The sequence below is a fragment of the Streptomyces sp. genome, assembly GCF_050698815.1.
Classification (GTDB): Bacteria; Actinomycetota; Actinomycetes; order Streptomycetales; family Streptomycetaceae; genus Streptomyces.
Genome location: NZ_JBOHCV010000738.1, coordinates 14,111 through 27,886, shown reverse-complemented (window position 1 = coordinate 27,886; position 13,776 = coordinate 14,111). Strand labels below are relative to the sequence as shown.

14 protein-coding genes are annotated in these 13,776 nt (G+C 71.4%); 4 read left to right on the top strand and 10 right to left on the bottom strand.

Translation table 11 applies throughout. From position 1 onward, the window contains the following. The 3 genes from ACRDP3_RS26280 to ACRDP3_RS26270 all read right to left on the bottom strand — a co-directional run. On the bottom strand, positions 1-972 hold a 972-nt coding region (locus ACRDP3_RS26280; protein ID WP_431519492.1), incomplete at its 3' end, for an ABC transporter permease. A gap of 34 nt (positions 973-1,006) precedes the next feature. Next, entirely contained in the window at positions 1,007-2,014 is a 1,008-nt protein-coding gene (locus ACRDP3_RS26275) for a sugar ABC transporter substrate-binding protein (RefSeq protein ID WP_431519491.1), read from the bottom strand. An 80-nt stretch (positions 2,015-2,094) separates the two neighbouring features. Further along, positions 2,095-2,817: a GntR family transcriptional regulator gene (locus ACRDP3_RS26270; RefSeq protein WP_431519497.1), complete on the bottom strand. Its 723-nt coding sequence runs from the start codon at positions 2,815-2,817 to the stop codon at positions 2,095-2,097. A 135-nt stretch (positions 2,818-2,952) separates the two neighbouring features. On the opposite strand from ACRDP3_RS26270, the gene ACRDP3_RS26265 reads away from it, so the two are divergent. After that, positions 2,953-3,960, top strand: a complete 1,008-nt coding sequence (locus ACRDP3_RS26265; RefSeq protein WP_431519490.1) for a Gfo/Idh/MocA family protein — start codon at positions 2,953-2,955, stop codon at positions 3,958-3,960. A gap of 22 nt (positions 3,961-3,982) precedes the next feature. On the opposite strand, the gene ACRDP3_RS26260 is transcribed toward ACRDP3_RS26265, so the two are convergent. From ACRDP3_RS26260 to allB, 6 genes are all read right to left on the bottom strand, one after another. After that, positions 3,983-4,549, bottom strand: a complete 567-nt coding sequence (locus tag ACRDP3_RS26260) for a GNAT family N-acetyltransferase (RefSeq protein ID WP_431519489.1) — start codon at positions 4,547-4,549, stop codon at positions 3,983-3,985. 80 nt (positions 4,550-4,629) lie between these two features. Next, complete coding sequence (locus tag ACRDP3_RS26255) at positions 4,630-5,280, bottom strand: bifunctional 4-hydroxy-2-oxoglutarate aldolase/2-dehydro-3-deoxy-phosphogluconate aldolase (protein WP_431519496.1); 651 nt, start codon at positions 5,278-5,280, stop codon at positions 4,630-4,632. 126 nt (positions 5,281-5,406) lie between these two features. Next, positions 5,407-6,336, bottom strand: coding sequence for a sugar kinase (locus tag ACRDP3_RS26250; protein ID WP_431519488.1), 930 nt, complete (start codon positions 6,334-6,336; stop codon positions 5,407-5,409). Positions 6,337-6,649: 313 nt separating this feature from the next. After that, on the bottom strand, positions 6,650-7,087 hold the full coding sequence (locus ACRDP3_RS26245) for a ribonuclease (RefSeq protein WP_431519487.1): 438 nt from the start codon (positions 7,085-7,087) through the stop codon (positions 6,650-6,652). A gap of 105 nt (positions 7,088-7,192) precedes the next feature. Continuing rightward, positions 7,193-8,317, bottom strand: coding sequence for an allantoicase (gene alc / locus ACRDP3_RS26240; protein WP_431519495.1), 1,125 nt, complete (start codon positions 8,315-8,317; stop codon positions 7,193-7,195). 17 nt (positions 8,318-8,334) lie between these two features. After that, positions 8,335-9,678 (bottom strand): allantoinase AllB, encoded by a 1,344-nt coding sequence (allB, locus tag ACRDP3_RS26235; protein ID WP_431519486.1) that lies wholly within the window; start codon positions 9,676-9,678, stop codon positions 8,335-8,337. 197 nt (positions 9,679-9,875) lie between these two features. On the opposite strand from allB, the gene ACRDP3_RS26230 reads away from it, so the two are divergent. Further along, complete coding sequence (locus ACRDP3_RS26230) at positions 9,876-10,700, top strand: IclR family transcriptional regulator (RefSeq protein WP_431519485.1); 825 nt, start codon at positions 9,876-9,878, stop codon at positions 10,698-10,700. Between the two features lie 34 nt (positions 10,701-10,734). Here the strand turns inward: ACRDP3_RS26230 and ACRDP3_RS26225 are convergent, their stop codons facing one another. Next, positions 10,735-11,070, bottom strand: a complete 336-nt coding sequence (locus ACRDP3_RS26225) for a DUF5955 family protein (protein WP_431519484.1) — start codon at positions 11,068-11,070, stop codon at positions 10,735-10,737. 186 nt (positions 11,071-11,256) lie between these two features. Here ACRDP3_RS26225 and ACRDP3_RS26220 point away from each other — a divergent pair, with 186 nt between their 5' ends. After that, complete coding sequence (locus tag ACRDP3_RS26220; RefSeq protein ID WP_431519483.1) at positions 11,257-11,898, top strand: nucleotidyltransferase family protein; 642 nt, start codon at positions 11,257-11,259, stop codon at positions 11,896-11,898. 247 nt (positions 11,899-12,145) lie between these two features. After that, positions 12,146-13,774 (top strand): malate synthase A, encoded by a 1,629-nt coding sequence (gene aceB, locus ACRDP3_RS26215; RefSeq protein WP_431519482.1) that lies wholly within the window; start codon positions 12,146-12,148, stop codon positions 13,772-13,774. Positions 13,775-13,776 lie beyond the last annotated feature (2 nt).

Here is a 13,776-nt window from a genome sequence, read left to right as displayed (position 1 = left end):
GCCCTGGTTGGTCATCCCGAAGATGAACGCGCCGATCGCGGCGCCGATCGCGGTGCCGTAGCCACCGGTGAGCAGGCAGCCGCCGATGACTGCCGCGGCGATGTAGATCAGCTCGTTGCCGACGCCTTCGCCGGACTGGACGACGTCGTAGTTGAAGAGCAGATGCTGCCCGGATATCCAGGCACCCAGGCCCACTCCCAGATAGAGACCGATCTTGGTACGGGCGACCGGCACGCCGACCGCGCGGGCGGTGTGCTGACCGCCGCCGACCGCGAAGATCCAGTTGCCGGCCCGGGTACGGAGCAGCAGCCACGTCGCCACCGCCACCAGGGCCAGCCACCACACGACGGTGATCTGGATCTGCGCGCCGCCGACCGTCAGTTCGGAGGCGAAGAACGCCTTGGCCGATTCGAAGCCGTCCATCTCGGCGATGGTCTTGGTGGAGACGGTGCCGCTGATGAGTTTGGTCAGGCCCAGATTGATGCCCGTCAGCATCAGGAAGGTGCCGAGCGTGATGATGAAGCTCGGCAGCTTCGTACGGATGAGCATGAAGCCGTTGAAGAAGCTGATGGCCAGCGTGACCAGCAGGGAGACGCCGACGCCGACCCACACGTTGGCCGTCATCTGATAGCTGAACATCGAGGAGACGAGCGAGGACGTGGTGACCATCACGCCCGTCGACAGGTCGAACTCGCCGCCGATCATCAGCAGCGCCACCGGGACCGCCATGATCCCGAGCGTGGAGGCCGCGTAGAGCACCGTGGAGAGGCTGGAGGCGCGCAGGAAGCTGTCGGCCGCGAAGGAGAAGAAGACGAACACGGCGACGGCGCCCACGACCGCGCCGAGTTCGGGGCGGCCGAGCAGGCGGCGCGGCAGCGACCGGTGCACCAGCCGCTCGTCGGCCTTCGCGGCCGTGCCTTGCTCCTCGGCCCCCGGGGCGGGGGCGGGCGTGGAGGTGGGTGTAGCCGTCATCGGGTTCCTTGCGTGGTTGCCGTCCGGAGCCCGGTCACCGGGTCCCGCGCTCCGTGTACTTCTCCAGCCGCGGTACGTCCTTCTCCGTGACGATCTGCGGGCCGGTGAGGACCGGTTTGCCGCCGCCCAGCTCGTTGGCGTTGTACTTGTTCAGCCAGAGGGCGTCGACCGCCTCGTACCCCTGCAGGTAGGGCTGCTGGTCCACGGCGAACCCGAAGGACTTGTCCTTCAGCCCCTTCACCACTTGGGCGTTCAGGTCGAAGGTGTCGATCTCCGCCTTGCTGCCCGCCTTCTCCTTGGCCTTCGCGGAGGTCGCCGCGAACGGTGCGCCGAGGGTGAGGACGGAGTCGATGCCGCTGTCGGACTGCAGCTTGGCCTCGACGGAGGACTGCACGCCGGGCATGTTCGTGCCGTCGACGTTGAGCGTGTCCAGCTTCCCGTCGAAGGTCTTCTTCGCGCCCGCGCAGCGCTCCTCGAGGGAGACGTTTCCCTGCTCGTGAATGACGCACAGAGCGTTCTTACGGTCCCGCTTGTTCAGCTCCTCACCCACGGCCTCGCCGGCGACCGACTCGTCCTGGCCGATGTGCGAGAGCGCTCCGAGCTTGGCCGAGTGCTCGCCGCCGGAGTTGATGGTGATGACGGGTATCCCGGCCTTCACCGCCTTCTTCACGACGCCCTTCATGGCGTCCGGCTTGGCGAGCGTGACGATCAGCCCGTCGACCTTCTTGTCGATGGCCGACTGCACGAGCTGGGCCTGCTTGCCCGCCTCCTTGTCGTGCGAGTAGTCGAATTCGACGTTGTCCTTGCGGGCCGCGTCCTTCGCTCCGCTCTGCACGATGTCCCAGAAGGTGTCGCCGTCCCCGGAGTGGGAGACCATCGCGATCGTGAGCCGTGGGGTGTCGACACCCTTGCCACCGCCCACGCCGCCGCTCTTCTCCTCGGACTCTTTGCCGCCGGAACTGCTGCACCCGGCCGCTGCCAGAAGTGCCGCGCTCGTCAGTGCCACCGCTGTCGCTGTACGTACTCTTCGCCGAAGGACCATGAGCGGAGTTCTAGCCGGACGCCGACGACAGCGTCAAGACTTTGTCCGAACATATTCCGGAACCCCGAGGTCACAGCGGTTCACGGGCGTACGAGCAACTGGAATTCGAAACTGTACCGCGAGGCGCGGTAGAGGTGCGACGCGTACTCCACGGGCCGCCCGGTGTCATCGAACGTGGTCCGCTCCATGGTGAGCAACGGCGCGCCCGCGGCCTCCCCCAGCAGCTCCGCCTCCGCCGCGGTAGCGGCCCGCGCGCCGACGGACTGGCGCGCGCTGTGCAGGGTGATCCCGGCCACTCGCAGCAGCCGGTAGAGCCCGGTCGACTCCAGCTCCTCGACTCCCACCGCCTTGAGCAGGTCCTTCGGCAGGTGGTTGCACAGGTAGGCCATCGGCTCGCCGTGCGTGAGCCGCAGCCGCTCCACGCGCCGCACCTCTTCACCCTCGGCGACCCCGAGGGCGGCGGCGACCGCGGCGGTGGCCTGCTCCGTCTCGTACCGCAGCACCCGGGTCGCGGGCCGCTGGCCGGCCGCCTCGAGGTCGTCGTAGAGGCTGCTCAGCTCCAGCGGGCGGCGGACCTGGCTGTGCACGACCTGTGTGCCGATCCCGCGCCGCCGCACCAACAGGCCCTTGTCCACGAGGGACTGGATCGCCTGCCGCACCGTGGGCCGGGACAGCCCGAGCCGTCCCGCGAGTTCGATCTCGTTGCCGAGAAGGCTACCGGGGGCGAGCTTGCCGCGCTCGATGGCGTTCTCGAGCTGCTGGGCGAGCTGGAAGTACAGGGGAACCGGACTGCTGCGGTCCACACTGAACTCGAGGTCCGCTGGATCATTCTTGGCCACGGACGGAGCGTAGTGGCCAGGCCCGTCCACCGGAAGCCATTAGTTCGATTGTCCGGACAAAGTATTGACAGCACTCGGCGCCCGGGCCAGCGTGGTGCCATGCGCATCGGAATCATCGGCACCGGCCGGATCGGAACCTTCCACGCCCGTACGCTCACCACGCACCCCGCGGTGACCGAACTGCTCCTGACAGACGCGGACTCCGCACGCGCCGCCGCGGTGGGTGCCACTCTCGGCGGCACCCACGTGTCCTCCCCCGCCGAACTGCTCGCGCTCGGCCCCGACGCCGTGGTGATCGCCTCGGCGACGGCCTCGCACGCCGAGCTGATCCGGGCCTCGGCGGAGCGCGGCCTGCCCGTCTTCTGCGAGAAGCCCATCGCACTCGATCTGCCCGGCACCCAGCAGGCGCTGGACACGGTCGACGCGGCGGGCACACTGCTGCAGATCGGCTTCATGCGCCGCTTCGACGCGGGGTACACGGCCGCCCGCGAGGCGGTGCGCTCCGGCCGGCTCGGGCGGCTGCACACGGTACGCGCCGCCACCTCCGACCCGGCGCCGCCGCCGCCGGACTATCTGCCGCACTCCGGCGGGCTCTACCGCGACTGCCTGGTCCACGACTTCGACGCGCTGCGCTGGGTGACCGGCCGCGAGGTGGTCTCCGTGTACGCCGCGGGCTCGGACGCGGGCCCCGCGATGTTCCGCGAGGCCGACGACGTCGACACCGCCGCCGCCCTGCTCACCCTGGACGACGGCACGCTGTGCACGGCGACGGCCACCCGCGTCAACGGCGCGGGCTACGACGTCCGGATGGAACTCGCCGGCGAGAAGGACCAGGTGGCCGTGGGCCTCGACCCCCGTACCCCGCTGACCTCGCTGGAGCCGACGGCGACCGCCCCGGCGGGCACGCCGTGGCCGGGCTTCCTCGACCGCTTCGCCCCCGCCTACGAAGCCGAACTGGCCGCCTTCCTGCACGCGGTGCGCGGTGAGGCGCCCAACCCCTGTGACGGCTACGAGGCGTTGGCGGCGCTGCGGATCGCCGAAGCGTGCGAACGCTCACGCCGCGAGGCGCGCCCGGTCCCGATGACGGAGCTGGCACAGGCCGGCTGACCCGGGGCTCGGGACGCGGGACTCAGCCGTCGCGGGAGACCTGGCCGTCGCGGTGCACCGAGGCGTCGCGGTGCACCGGGTCGGGGGCGGGGATGAGCTGGAGGTCCTTGACCAGAAAGGTGCAGGCGTCGGCGACGCGATGGGTGAGGCCCGCCCCGTCCTCGTAGGACCACAGGTCGAGGTAGGGCGTCGCAGGGCGGTAGCCGAGCCGCTTGTAGAGGGCTTCGGTGCGCGGATTGTTCTTCTCCACGCCCAGGCCGACGCTGATCCGGCCCCGTTCGCGGGAGAGTTCCTCGGCGGCGCCGATCAGTGCGCTCGCCACGCGGTGGGAGCGGAGCGTGCCCAGCCAGCCGCCGAGACCGTTGATCTCGGGACAGCCGGGATGCACGGCCCTCACCTCGGGTGCCGCGCAGCCCTCCCAGCGCACCTCGCAGCTACCGACCGGGCGGCCGTCCCGCCAGGCGACGAGGAAGGAACTGGTGCCGTCCAGCTGCCGGGCGAACCGGTAGGCGTACTGGGAGGAACCCGGGGACGGCATGTGCTGGTCGAGCAGCACGACGTCTTCTTCCCGGCACTCGCTGATCCTCATCCGGCCAGACTAGATTCCCGATGTGCCGGTGAGGTGGCGGTTCGGGAGGCATGTGAGGCGGAACATGCGGTCGCCCGGCCTCAGGATCTGCCTCCGCGCGGCGGGGCGGGAACCGCGTCCTCCAGCCGCTGCAGCAACGCCGTGACCCGCTTGGCCACGGTCTCCCGGTCTCCCGCCGTGAGCGCCGAGCCCATGCCGCAGGCGACGGCGCCCGCGGCGATCCACTCCGGCGCGGTCTCGAGTGTGACGCCGCCGGTGGGCAGCACAGGGGCGTGCGGCAGGGCCGCCCGTACGTCCCGCAGCCAGCCCGGGTCGTGGGCCGAGGCGGGGAAGAGCTTGAGCGCGTCGGCGCCGAGTTCCATCGCCCGCACCATCTCGGTGGGCGTGGCGACGCCCGGAAAGACGGGCACGCCGTAGCGGTGCCCGGTGCGGATCACTTCGGCGTCCAGGCTGGGTGAGACGAGGAAGCGCGCGCCCGCGTCGATCGCCATCCGGGCGGACGTGGCGTCCAGTACGGTGCCCGCGCCCACGATCGAGTCGTCATCGGTCTCGCGCCGCAGCGTGCCGATGGCGTCCAGCGCGAACGGGGTGGTCAGCGATATCTCCATGCTGGTGATCCCGGCGCCGAGCAGGGTGTCGGCCGTCGCCGTGACGTGCTCGTAGCTGTCGCTGCGGATGATGGCGAAGACGCGCTGCTCCAGTGCGGCACGGGTGATCTCCCAGCGGTACACGGCAGTTGCCACCTCTCTTGTCGTCGGCGGTCGGATACGGCGAGTGGTGCGGTGGTTCTGTGCGCTGTGTGCTGTTTCTGTGTACTCGTGGGGCGTGGGTCCGCCATGCCCGCGAGCACGGGGTGATCAGCGGTGCACGGAGTCGGCGCCCTGCACCAGGGCGGTCAGGGCGCGGTCGCGGGCGGCGGCGGTCGGCAGCCCGTCGGTGTCGCCGGGTGCCTGCACGACCAGGGCGGCCACGCATGCCGCTTCGGCGAGCGCCTGCTCGGGCGGCAGGTCGCGCAGCCAGGCGGAGAGCCAGCCCGCGGCGAACGCGTCGCCCGCCCCGACCGGGTCGGCGACCGGAATGGCGAAGGGCGGTTGCGTGCACTGTCCGTCCGCGCTGATCGCCGACGCGGAGTGGTCGCGGTGCTTCACGACGACCGTACGGGCGCGGCCCAACGTCAGCAGCGCCTTGGCCGCTTCGTCCGGGCCGCAGCCGAGCAGCAGCTCCAGCTCGTCCTCGCCCGCGATCACGAGATCGGCCTCCCGCAGCAGCGGGCCCACGGTACGCATCCACTCGTGTCCGGTGCCGAGCTTGTACCGCACGTTGGGGTCGAAGGAGACCACGGCGCCGACCTGCCGGGCCCGCTCCACCAAGGCCCAAGTGGTCTGTTCCGCCGACTCGGAGAGCATGGGGGTGATGCCCGAGATGTGCACCACCCGCACCCCCTCGAGCGCGTCGGCGCTGATCTGGTCCGGGGAGAGGAAGGATGCGGCGGAGCCCGCACGGTAGTACTGCACGTCGATCGGGCGCTGTGCGTGGCTGTCCCGCAGCAGCAGCCCGGTGGGTGCGTCCGGGTCCATTTCCGCACAGGAGACGTCCACGCCGTCGGCGCGCAGCTCGCGCAGCACGGCCTCGCCCGCCGGGTCGTCGCCGACGCGGCCGATCCAGCGGGCCCAGTGGCCGAGCCGGGCCAGACCCTGAGCGACATTGGACTCGGCGCCGGCGACGGAGCGCCGGAAGGAGACCGCGTGGTCCAGCGGGATTCCGGGCTCGGCGAGCATCAGAAGCATCGCCTCACCACAGGTAACAGCCTCCGGCGCACTTGCCACCGATATCTCCCCACATCTGCCACCATGGCATCACTCTCTGTGGAGAACGTTACCCGCTCATGCGGACGATGCCACCCCCGGGGGTGCACTTCCTGCCGCATCGGCCACCTGTCTTGTCCAGACGGGTCGCCGAGGGGCGACTTCGAGTGGGCCCACGGCTACGAAGGGCGGCGGGTGCCGCTACGCCGGCCTCGTCCGCGGGCACGGCCGCCGGGCCCGCCGGGCGGCGTGAACCCACCCGGCGGGCCCGGCAGATGTTACCGGCACACCCGCGTCAGCAGGCGTGGTCGACCTTGTCGAAGGACTCGTAGTGGTCCTTGGTGTAGTAGTCCTCCTCCTGCTCCTCACCGGTCACGATGCGCCGGGCGCCGCGGTCGGGGGAACCGGGCGTCTCCACGGTGTACTCGTGGTAGTAGCCGGTGTTCTGGTCGGGCAGCAGGCCCTCGCGGTTCTCGAAGACCGTGCCGTCCTGCGGGTACGGGTAGGGGCCGCCCTGCTCGATGAGGTCGAGGGTGTGGTGCGCCTCGGCCGGCAGTGCGGACAGACAGACCTCGCCGACGGCGAGCGGTGCGACGGCGGCGGGGGCCGAGGCGGCCGGGGTGTGGGCGGCCGGGCCGTTCGCCTGGGCGAGCGCGGCGGGACCGCCGACGAGGAGGGTCAGGGACAGGGCACCGAGGGCGCTGACGCGCCCGATACGTGGGGGGATTCTCATGACTCCCATCGTGACGCGCGTAGATGGCATGTCAACGCCAAGTCATGGATTTTTCCCGGCCGTTCACCCACGTGGCCCCCACATGGCCCTCACGCGGGCCCCGCCTCACCCGCCCAGCTGCCGGTGACGCTCCGTGAGTTGCCGTAGGCCGTCGGCCGTCAGCGAGCCGTGCAGGCGCAGCCGGGCGATGCCGCCGTCGGGAAAGATCTCGAGGCGTACCTGGGTCACGGCCGGAGCGTGCGCCGGCAGGAAGCGGTGCACCGTATCGGGCTGGAGCCGGGTACGGGGCAGCAGTTCGCTCCATTCACCCTGCTCGCCGTCCCTGCCCAGGAGCGCCGCCCAGCCCGCCGCGTTGCCCTTCAGATACCCGGTGTCGATCTCGACGGCGCGGATCTCGGCCTGCCCGGTGAGGTAGTAGTGGATCCAATCGTGGCCCGTGTCGCGTCGGCGGCGGGTCTCCCAGCCGTCGTCCATCTGCCGCGAACGGCCGGGCTGGATGGTGTTGGTGGCCGGGGAGTAGAAGCGGTCGGAGGCGTCCCGGACGGCACCGCCGTTCTCCAGCGCCACCAGGTCGAAGGTGCCCAGCGTCGTCAACCAGGCCGGATCGGGGGCCACTTCGCCGTAGACGCGCAGCCGGGCGATGCCGCCGTCGGGGTGCTGGTTGACGCGGAGGTGAGTGAAACGGCGCTCCTCGCCGACCGCGAAGCCGTTGGCGGCGTGGCCGCCGATGACCGTCCTGGGCACGAGCGTCGTCCAGGTGACGTCGTCGGCGAGCAGTTCCTCCGGCGCTGGCGCACCGGCCACCGAGGCGGCCTCGACCGAGACGGCACGAGGGTAGTTGCCGCGGAAGTGGGCGGTGTCGACGACGATGCCGCGGATGACGCCGGGGGCGCCGAGCCGTACCAGCGCCCAGTCGTGGTCCTCCTCCGTCGGGTGCGGCGCCGCGGCGGAGGTGCCGCGCCGCCGCCGGGTCTCCCAGCCGTCCATGATCTTGCCCTTGTGGCCGAAGCGTTCGGGATCGAACTCGGCCGGCCCGGGCTTGAGCAGGTTCTCGCGGTCGGCGAAGAACTCGTCGTTCGCGGCGATGACGGCGGCGCCGAGGCTCCGGCCGGCCAGGTCCGCCAGCCCGGGGAGGTGGGTGAAGGGGAACTCGGTGGTGCGGTAGTCGGCGTAGGGATCGCCGCCCCCGTACGGGCTCGCGTCACCGGTGAACAAGTGCGTGCTGGTCACAGGGCTGGGCAGGGCTGTCACGCGTACGTCCTCTCGATCAGTCGTCCGGACCGCCGCAGCGGGCGCCCGTGATCGGCGATCTGCTCGCCGCGCAGCCAGGCGGCGCGCACGACGCCGTGCAGGGTGCGGCCCGCGTAGGCGGTGACCTGGTTGCGGTGGTGCAGCCGCGCCGGATCCACGGTGAAGGTCTCTTCGGGGGCCAGGACGGCGAAGTCCGCGTCCCGGCCGGGTGCGATGGCGCCCTTGCGGCCGGCCAGGCCCGCCAGCCGTGCCGGGGCGGCGGACATCCAGCGGGCGAGGTCCTCCAGGGTGTGTCCGCGCCGGCGGGCCTCGGTCCAGACGGCGGGCAGACCGAGCTGGAGGGAGGAGATGCCGCCCCAGGCCGTACCGAAGTCGCCGTCCTTCAACTCCGGCGTGCAGGGCGAGTGGTCGGAGACGACGCAGTCGATGGTGCCATCGGCAAGGCCCTGCCACAGCGCGTCCTGGTTCACCCGCTCGCGGATGGGCGGGCAGCACTTGAACTCCGTGGCACCGTCGGGGACTTCCTCGGCGGTGAGGGTGAGGAAGTGCGGGCAGGTCTCGACACTCAGCCGTACGCCCGCCCGCCGGGCCTCCGTGATCAGGGGCAGCGCGTCACCGGAGGAGAGGTGCAGCACGTGCACACGGACGTCGTGCTTCCGCGCCAGGGCGACGAGACGGGCGACGGCCTCGTTCTCGGCCGCGCGGGGGCGGGAGGCGAGGAAGCCGGCGTAGGCGCGCGCCCCCTGTTCCGGGGCGGCGGTGAGGTGTGCGGGGTCTTCGGCGTGCACGATCAGCAGCCCGCCGAAGCTCGCGATCTCGGCGGCCGCGGCGGCCAGTTGGTCCAGGTCCAGCTCGGGGAACTCCTCCACGCCCGAGGGCGACAGGAAGCATTTGAAGCCGAACACCCCGGCCTCGTACAGCGGCCGCAGCTCCCCCACGTTCCCCGGGATCGCGCCGCCCCAGAAGCCGGTGTCGACGTGGGCCTTGCCGCGCGCGACGTCCTGCTTGGTGCGCAGTGCGGCGACGTCGGTGGTGGGCGGCAGGGAGTTGAGCGGCATGTCCAGGAGGGTGGTGACACCTCCGGCGGCGGCGGCCCGGGTGGCGGTGAAGAAGCCCTCCCACTCGGTACGGCCGGGGTCGTTGACGTGCACGTGGGTGTCGACCAGGCCGGGAAGCAGCACGTCCTCGCCGGTGTCCACCAGCCGCGCGCCGCCCGGCACCTCGGCCTCGTAGGGCAGCACCGCCGCGATCCGGCCGTCCGCCACGGCCACGGAGGCGGCCCGCGTGCCCTCGGGCGTGACGACGCGCGTCGAGCGCAGCACGAGCTGTACGTCGGGCACCGGAGGCTCCCCTTCTTCAACATTCTGTTGATGGAAATCTTCATGGCGGACCCGGCCCGCGTCAAGACGCACCCTTCGTGGACTCCACGAAAAGAGAAGAGGATTCCATCATGCGAGATGCCGTGCTCGTCGCTGCCAGACCGTGCCACTGATCCGTGCGGGTAACATGCGCCTCACCCGCAGGAGAGGAACGCGACGTGCCGCCGTCCGCCGAGCAGACACCCGCCAGCGCCGACAGTGCTGCCGCCGCCCCCGCAGCTCCGGCGGCAACGGGAGGCGTCCAGTCACTCGAGCGCGCCTTCGATCTGCTGGAGCGGATGGCCGACGCGGGGGGCGAGGTCGGGCTGAGCGAGCTGTCCGGCAGCAGCGGACTGCCGCTGCCCACCATCCACCGGCTGATGCGCACCCTGGTCACCTGCGGCTACGTCCGCCAGCACCCCAACCGCCGGTACGCGCTGGGCCCGCGCCTGATCCGCCTCGGCGAGAGCTCCTCCCGGCTGCTGGGCACCTGGGCCCGCCCGTACCTGGCCAGGCTGGTCGAAGAGACCGGCGAGACGGCCAACATGGCGCTGCTGGACGGCGACGAGGTGGTCTACGTCGCGCAGGTGCCCTCGCGGCACTCGATGCGGATGTTCACAGAAGTCGGACGACGGGTCCTGCCGCACTCCACGGGCGTCGGCAAGGTGCTGCTCGCGCACGCCCCGGACGAGGAGGTCCGGGCGGTGCTCGCCCGTACGGGCATGCCCGCGGCCACCGACCGGACGATCACCACTCCGGAGGGCTTCCTCGCCGCACTCGCGCACGTCCGCGCGGTGGGATACGCGGTCGACGACAACGAGCAGGAGGTCGGGGTCCGCTGCATCGCCGTCTCGGTGCCCGACTCACCGACGGCCGCGGCCCTCTCCATCTCCGGACCCGCGGGCCGCGTCACGGAGGCGGCCACGGACAGGTTCGTCCCGCTGCTGCACGAGGTCGCCGAACAGCTCTCCAAGGCGCTGGCCAGCACGAGCACGGGTGGGTAGCGGAGCCGGAGGACGGGTCGGCGCCCGGCGCCCGCTAGTTGACGCGCTGGACGGGACGGGGCTCGCCGAAGAGCTCCACCGCATTTCGCAGATCAGCCAGCGCGGCACGCAATGCGCTCACCGAACCGACGGCCGCGGCTATCAGGAGCAGCGAGCGGCACAGTCCCGCTGCCGGGGGCGCGCCCGTGCCGACCAGGGCCGCGAGCGTGTCGAGTTCGTCCTCTGCGGTGCGCCGGTCTCGCAACTGGGCGGGGTAGTCGTCCAGTTCGGCCCGGAGCCGGGTCACGGCGGCTCGCAGCTCGGCGACGCGCGGGTCTTCGCGGCCGTCCACGTCGGGCACTTCGCACTGCCCCACAGTTTCACTTCGCACCACAGATCTCCCCCACAGAGATGTTTGCCGCTCGCCTTCGCGGAGCTGAACGCGGGCAGCTGACCACAGTAAACGCCACTCTCCGCACATCGCGCCACACGGAGGGCGAAATTCGGGGCGCGAACTAGCCGATCTCGCGCCGTCTTTCACGACCTGTGCGCATTCGTACGGTATGCAGGGAGCACGATGCGGAACACCGAGACACCCGGACAGCCGGCGCACCCGACGAGGCCCGTGGTCGCCGGGCTGCTGCTCGCCGCCGGCGGCGGGCGGCGGCTCGGCGGGCGCCCCAAAGCGCTGCTGCCGCTGCACGGACGGCCGTTGGTGGAGCACGCCGCGCGGGCGCTGCGCGCCGGCGGCTGCGCGAGCGTGCACGTGGTGCTGGGCGCGGCGGCCGAGGAGGTACGGGCGCTGGCCGACCTCTCCGGCTGCGTCGTGCTCGACAACCCCGACTGGCCCACGGGCATGGGTTCGTCGCTCCGGCTCGGCCTGGACTCCCTCACGGGCACGGGCACGGACGCCGCGCTGGTCTCGCTCGTCGACCAGCCGGGCATCGGCGCGACGGCGGTGAACCGGGTCCGCGCCCTCTGCCTCTCTCCCGCGTCCCTCGCCGCCGCGTCCTACGCCGGGCACCGCGGCCACCCCGTCCTGTTCGGCGCGGAGCACTGGGCGGGCGTCGCCGCGGCGGCGAGCGGCGACCAGGGGGCACGAGGCTATCTGCACGCGCGGGCGGCCGCGATCGAGCTGGTCGAGTGCGCGGACGTCGCCGACCCCGCGGACATCGACACCCCCGCCGACCTTCAGCGTCTGCACCGCCGCAGTCCCTGATCCGGCAGCGGCCGGCACTGGCACGCCGGGCCAGGGTGCGGCGACACCGGACGGGTGAGAGGTGTCTCGACATCAACAGACCCTTGATGTTCCACCATGAGGAAACTAGTCTCCACTGTTCAGAAGCGTTCGCGACCCACCACGGCGCCGGTGACCGCTTCCCGGAACCGCGCACAGCTCGCGGCACTCCGTGCCGCACCGCACGCGATCCGGCGGCCGTGAGACCGCCGTTGAAGGAGTGACCACCATGCCCACACCAGCGTCGTCCCCGCTGGACATCGTCGGCGCAGCGCCCGTGGAGCATCAGGAGGAGGTGCTGACCGAGGCCGCCCTCGACTTCCTGGTCGCCCTGCACCGCCGGTTCACGCCGCGCCGCGACGAACTGCTGGCCCAGCGCGCCGAGCGGCGGGCCGAGATCGCCCGCACCTCGACCCTGGACTTCCTCCCCACGACCGCGCACATGCGCGACGGCGACTGGCAGGTGGCCCCGTCGCCCGAATCGCTCAACGACCGCCGCGTGGAGATCACCGGTCCGACCGACCGCAAGATGACCATCAACGCGTTCAACTCCGGCGCCAAGGTGTGGCTCGCCGACTTCGAGGACGCCTCCGCCCCGACGTGGGAGAACGTCATCGGCGGCCAGCTCAATCTGATCGCCGCCTACGAGCGCCGCATCGACTTCACCGACGAGAAGTCCGGGAAGTCCTACCGGCTGAAGCCCGCGGAGGAACTGCCCACCGTCGTCGTGCGGCCGCGCGGCTGGCACCTGGACGAGCGCCACGTGCGGGTGGACGGCGAGCCGGTGCCCGGCGCCCTCGTCGACTTCGGCCTCTACTTCTTCCACAACGCGCGGCGCCTGACCGACCAGGGCAAGGGCCCGTACTTCTACCTGCCCAAGACCGAGTCGCACCACGAGGCCCGGCTGTGGAACGAGATCTTCGTCTTCGCCCAGGACCACTGCGGCATCCCGCAGGGCACCGTCCGGGCCACCGTCCTGATCGAGACGATCACCGCAGCGTACGAGATGGAGGAGATCCTCTACGAACTGCGCGACCACGCCTCCGGGCTGAACGCCGGCCGCTGGGACTACCTCTTCTCCCTCATCAAGAACTTCCGTGACGGCGGCGCCACGTTCGTACTCCCCGACCGCAACGCGATCACGATGACGGCGCCGTTCATGCGCGCGTACACCGAACTGCTGGTGCGCACCTGCCACAAGCGCGGTGCCCACGCGATCGGCGGCATGGCAGCCTTCATCCCCAACCGCCGCGACCCCGAGGCCAACGAGCAGGCGCTGACGAAGGTACGGGCCGACAAGGACCGGGAAGCCGCCGACGGCTTCGACGGCTCCTGGGTCGCCCACCCCGACCTGGTCCCGGTCGCGCGGGAGTCCTTCGACGCGGTCCTGGGCGACCGGCCGAACCAGAAGGACCGGCTGCGTGAGGACGTACACGTCACCGCCGCCGAACTGATCGCCGTCGACAACCTGGAGGCGAAGCCGACGTACGCGGGACTGCGCAACGCCGTCCAGGTCGGCACCCGCTACATCGAGGCGTGGCTGCGCGGTATGGGCGCGGTGGCCATCTTCGGCCTGATGGAGGACGCGGCCACCGCGGAGATCTCCCGCTCGCAGATCTGGCAGTGGGTCAACGCGGGCGTGGTCCTGACCGACACCCCGGAGGGCGAACAGCGCGTCACGCCGGACCTGGTGCGCCGCGTCGCGGCCGAGGACCTGGCGGGGCTCCGCGAGGAGCTGGGCGCGGAGGCCTTCGACGCCGGCGAGTGGCAGCGGGCCCACGACGTGCTGCTCCAGGTCGCCCTGGACGAGAAGTACGAGGAGTTCCTGACCGTGCCCGCCTACGACCTCCTGCGCTGACC

Excerpts from the sequence above, each read along its gene's own strand:
- ACRDP3_RS26275 (WP_431519491.1), bottom strand. The coding sequence starts at position 2,014 with ATGGTCCTTCGGCGAAGAGTACGTACAGCGACAGCGGTGGCACTGACG.
- ACRDP3_RS26265 (WP_431519490.1), top strand. The coding sequence starts at position 2,953 with ATGCGCATCGGAATCATCGGCACCGGCCGGATCGGAACCTTCCACGCC.
- ACRDP3_RS26260 (WP_431519489.1), bottom strand. The coding sequence starts at position 4,549 with ATGAGGATCAGCGAGTGCCGGGAAGAAGACGTCGTGCTGCTCGACCAG.
- ACRDP3_RS26250 (WP_431519488.1), bottom strand. The coding sequence starts at position 6,336 with ATGCTTCTGATGCTCGCCGAGCCCGGAATCCCGCTGGACCACGCGGTC.
- ACRDP3_RS26245 (WP_431519487.1), bottom strand. The coding sequence starts at position 7,087 with ATGAGAATCCCCCCACGTATCGGGCGCGTCAGCGCCCTCGGTGCCCTG.
- ACRDP3_RS26220 (WP_431519483.1), top strand. The coding sequence starts at position 11,257 with ATGCGGAACACCGAGACACCCGGACAGCCGGCGCACCCGACGAGGCCC.
- aceB (WP_431519482.1), top strand. The coding sequence starts at position 12,146 with ATGCCCACACCAGCGTCGTCCCCGCTGGACATCGTCGGCGCAGCGCCC.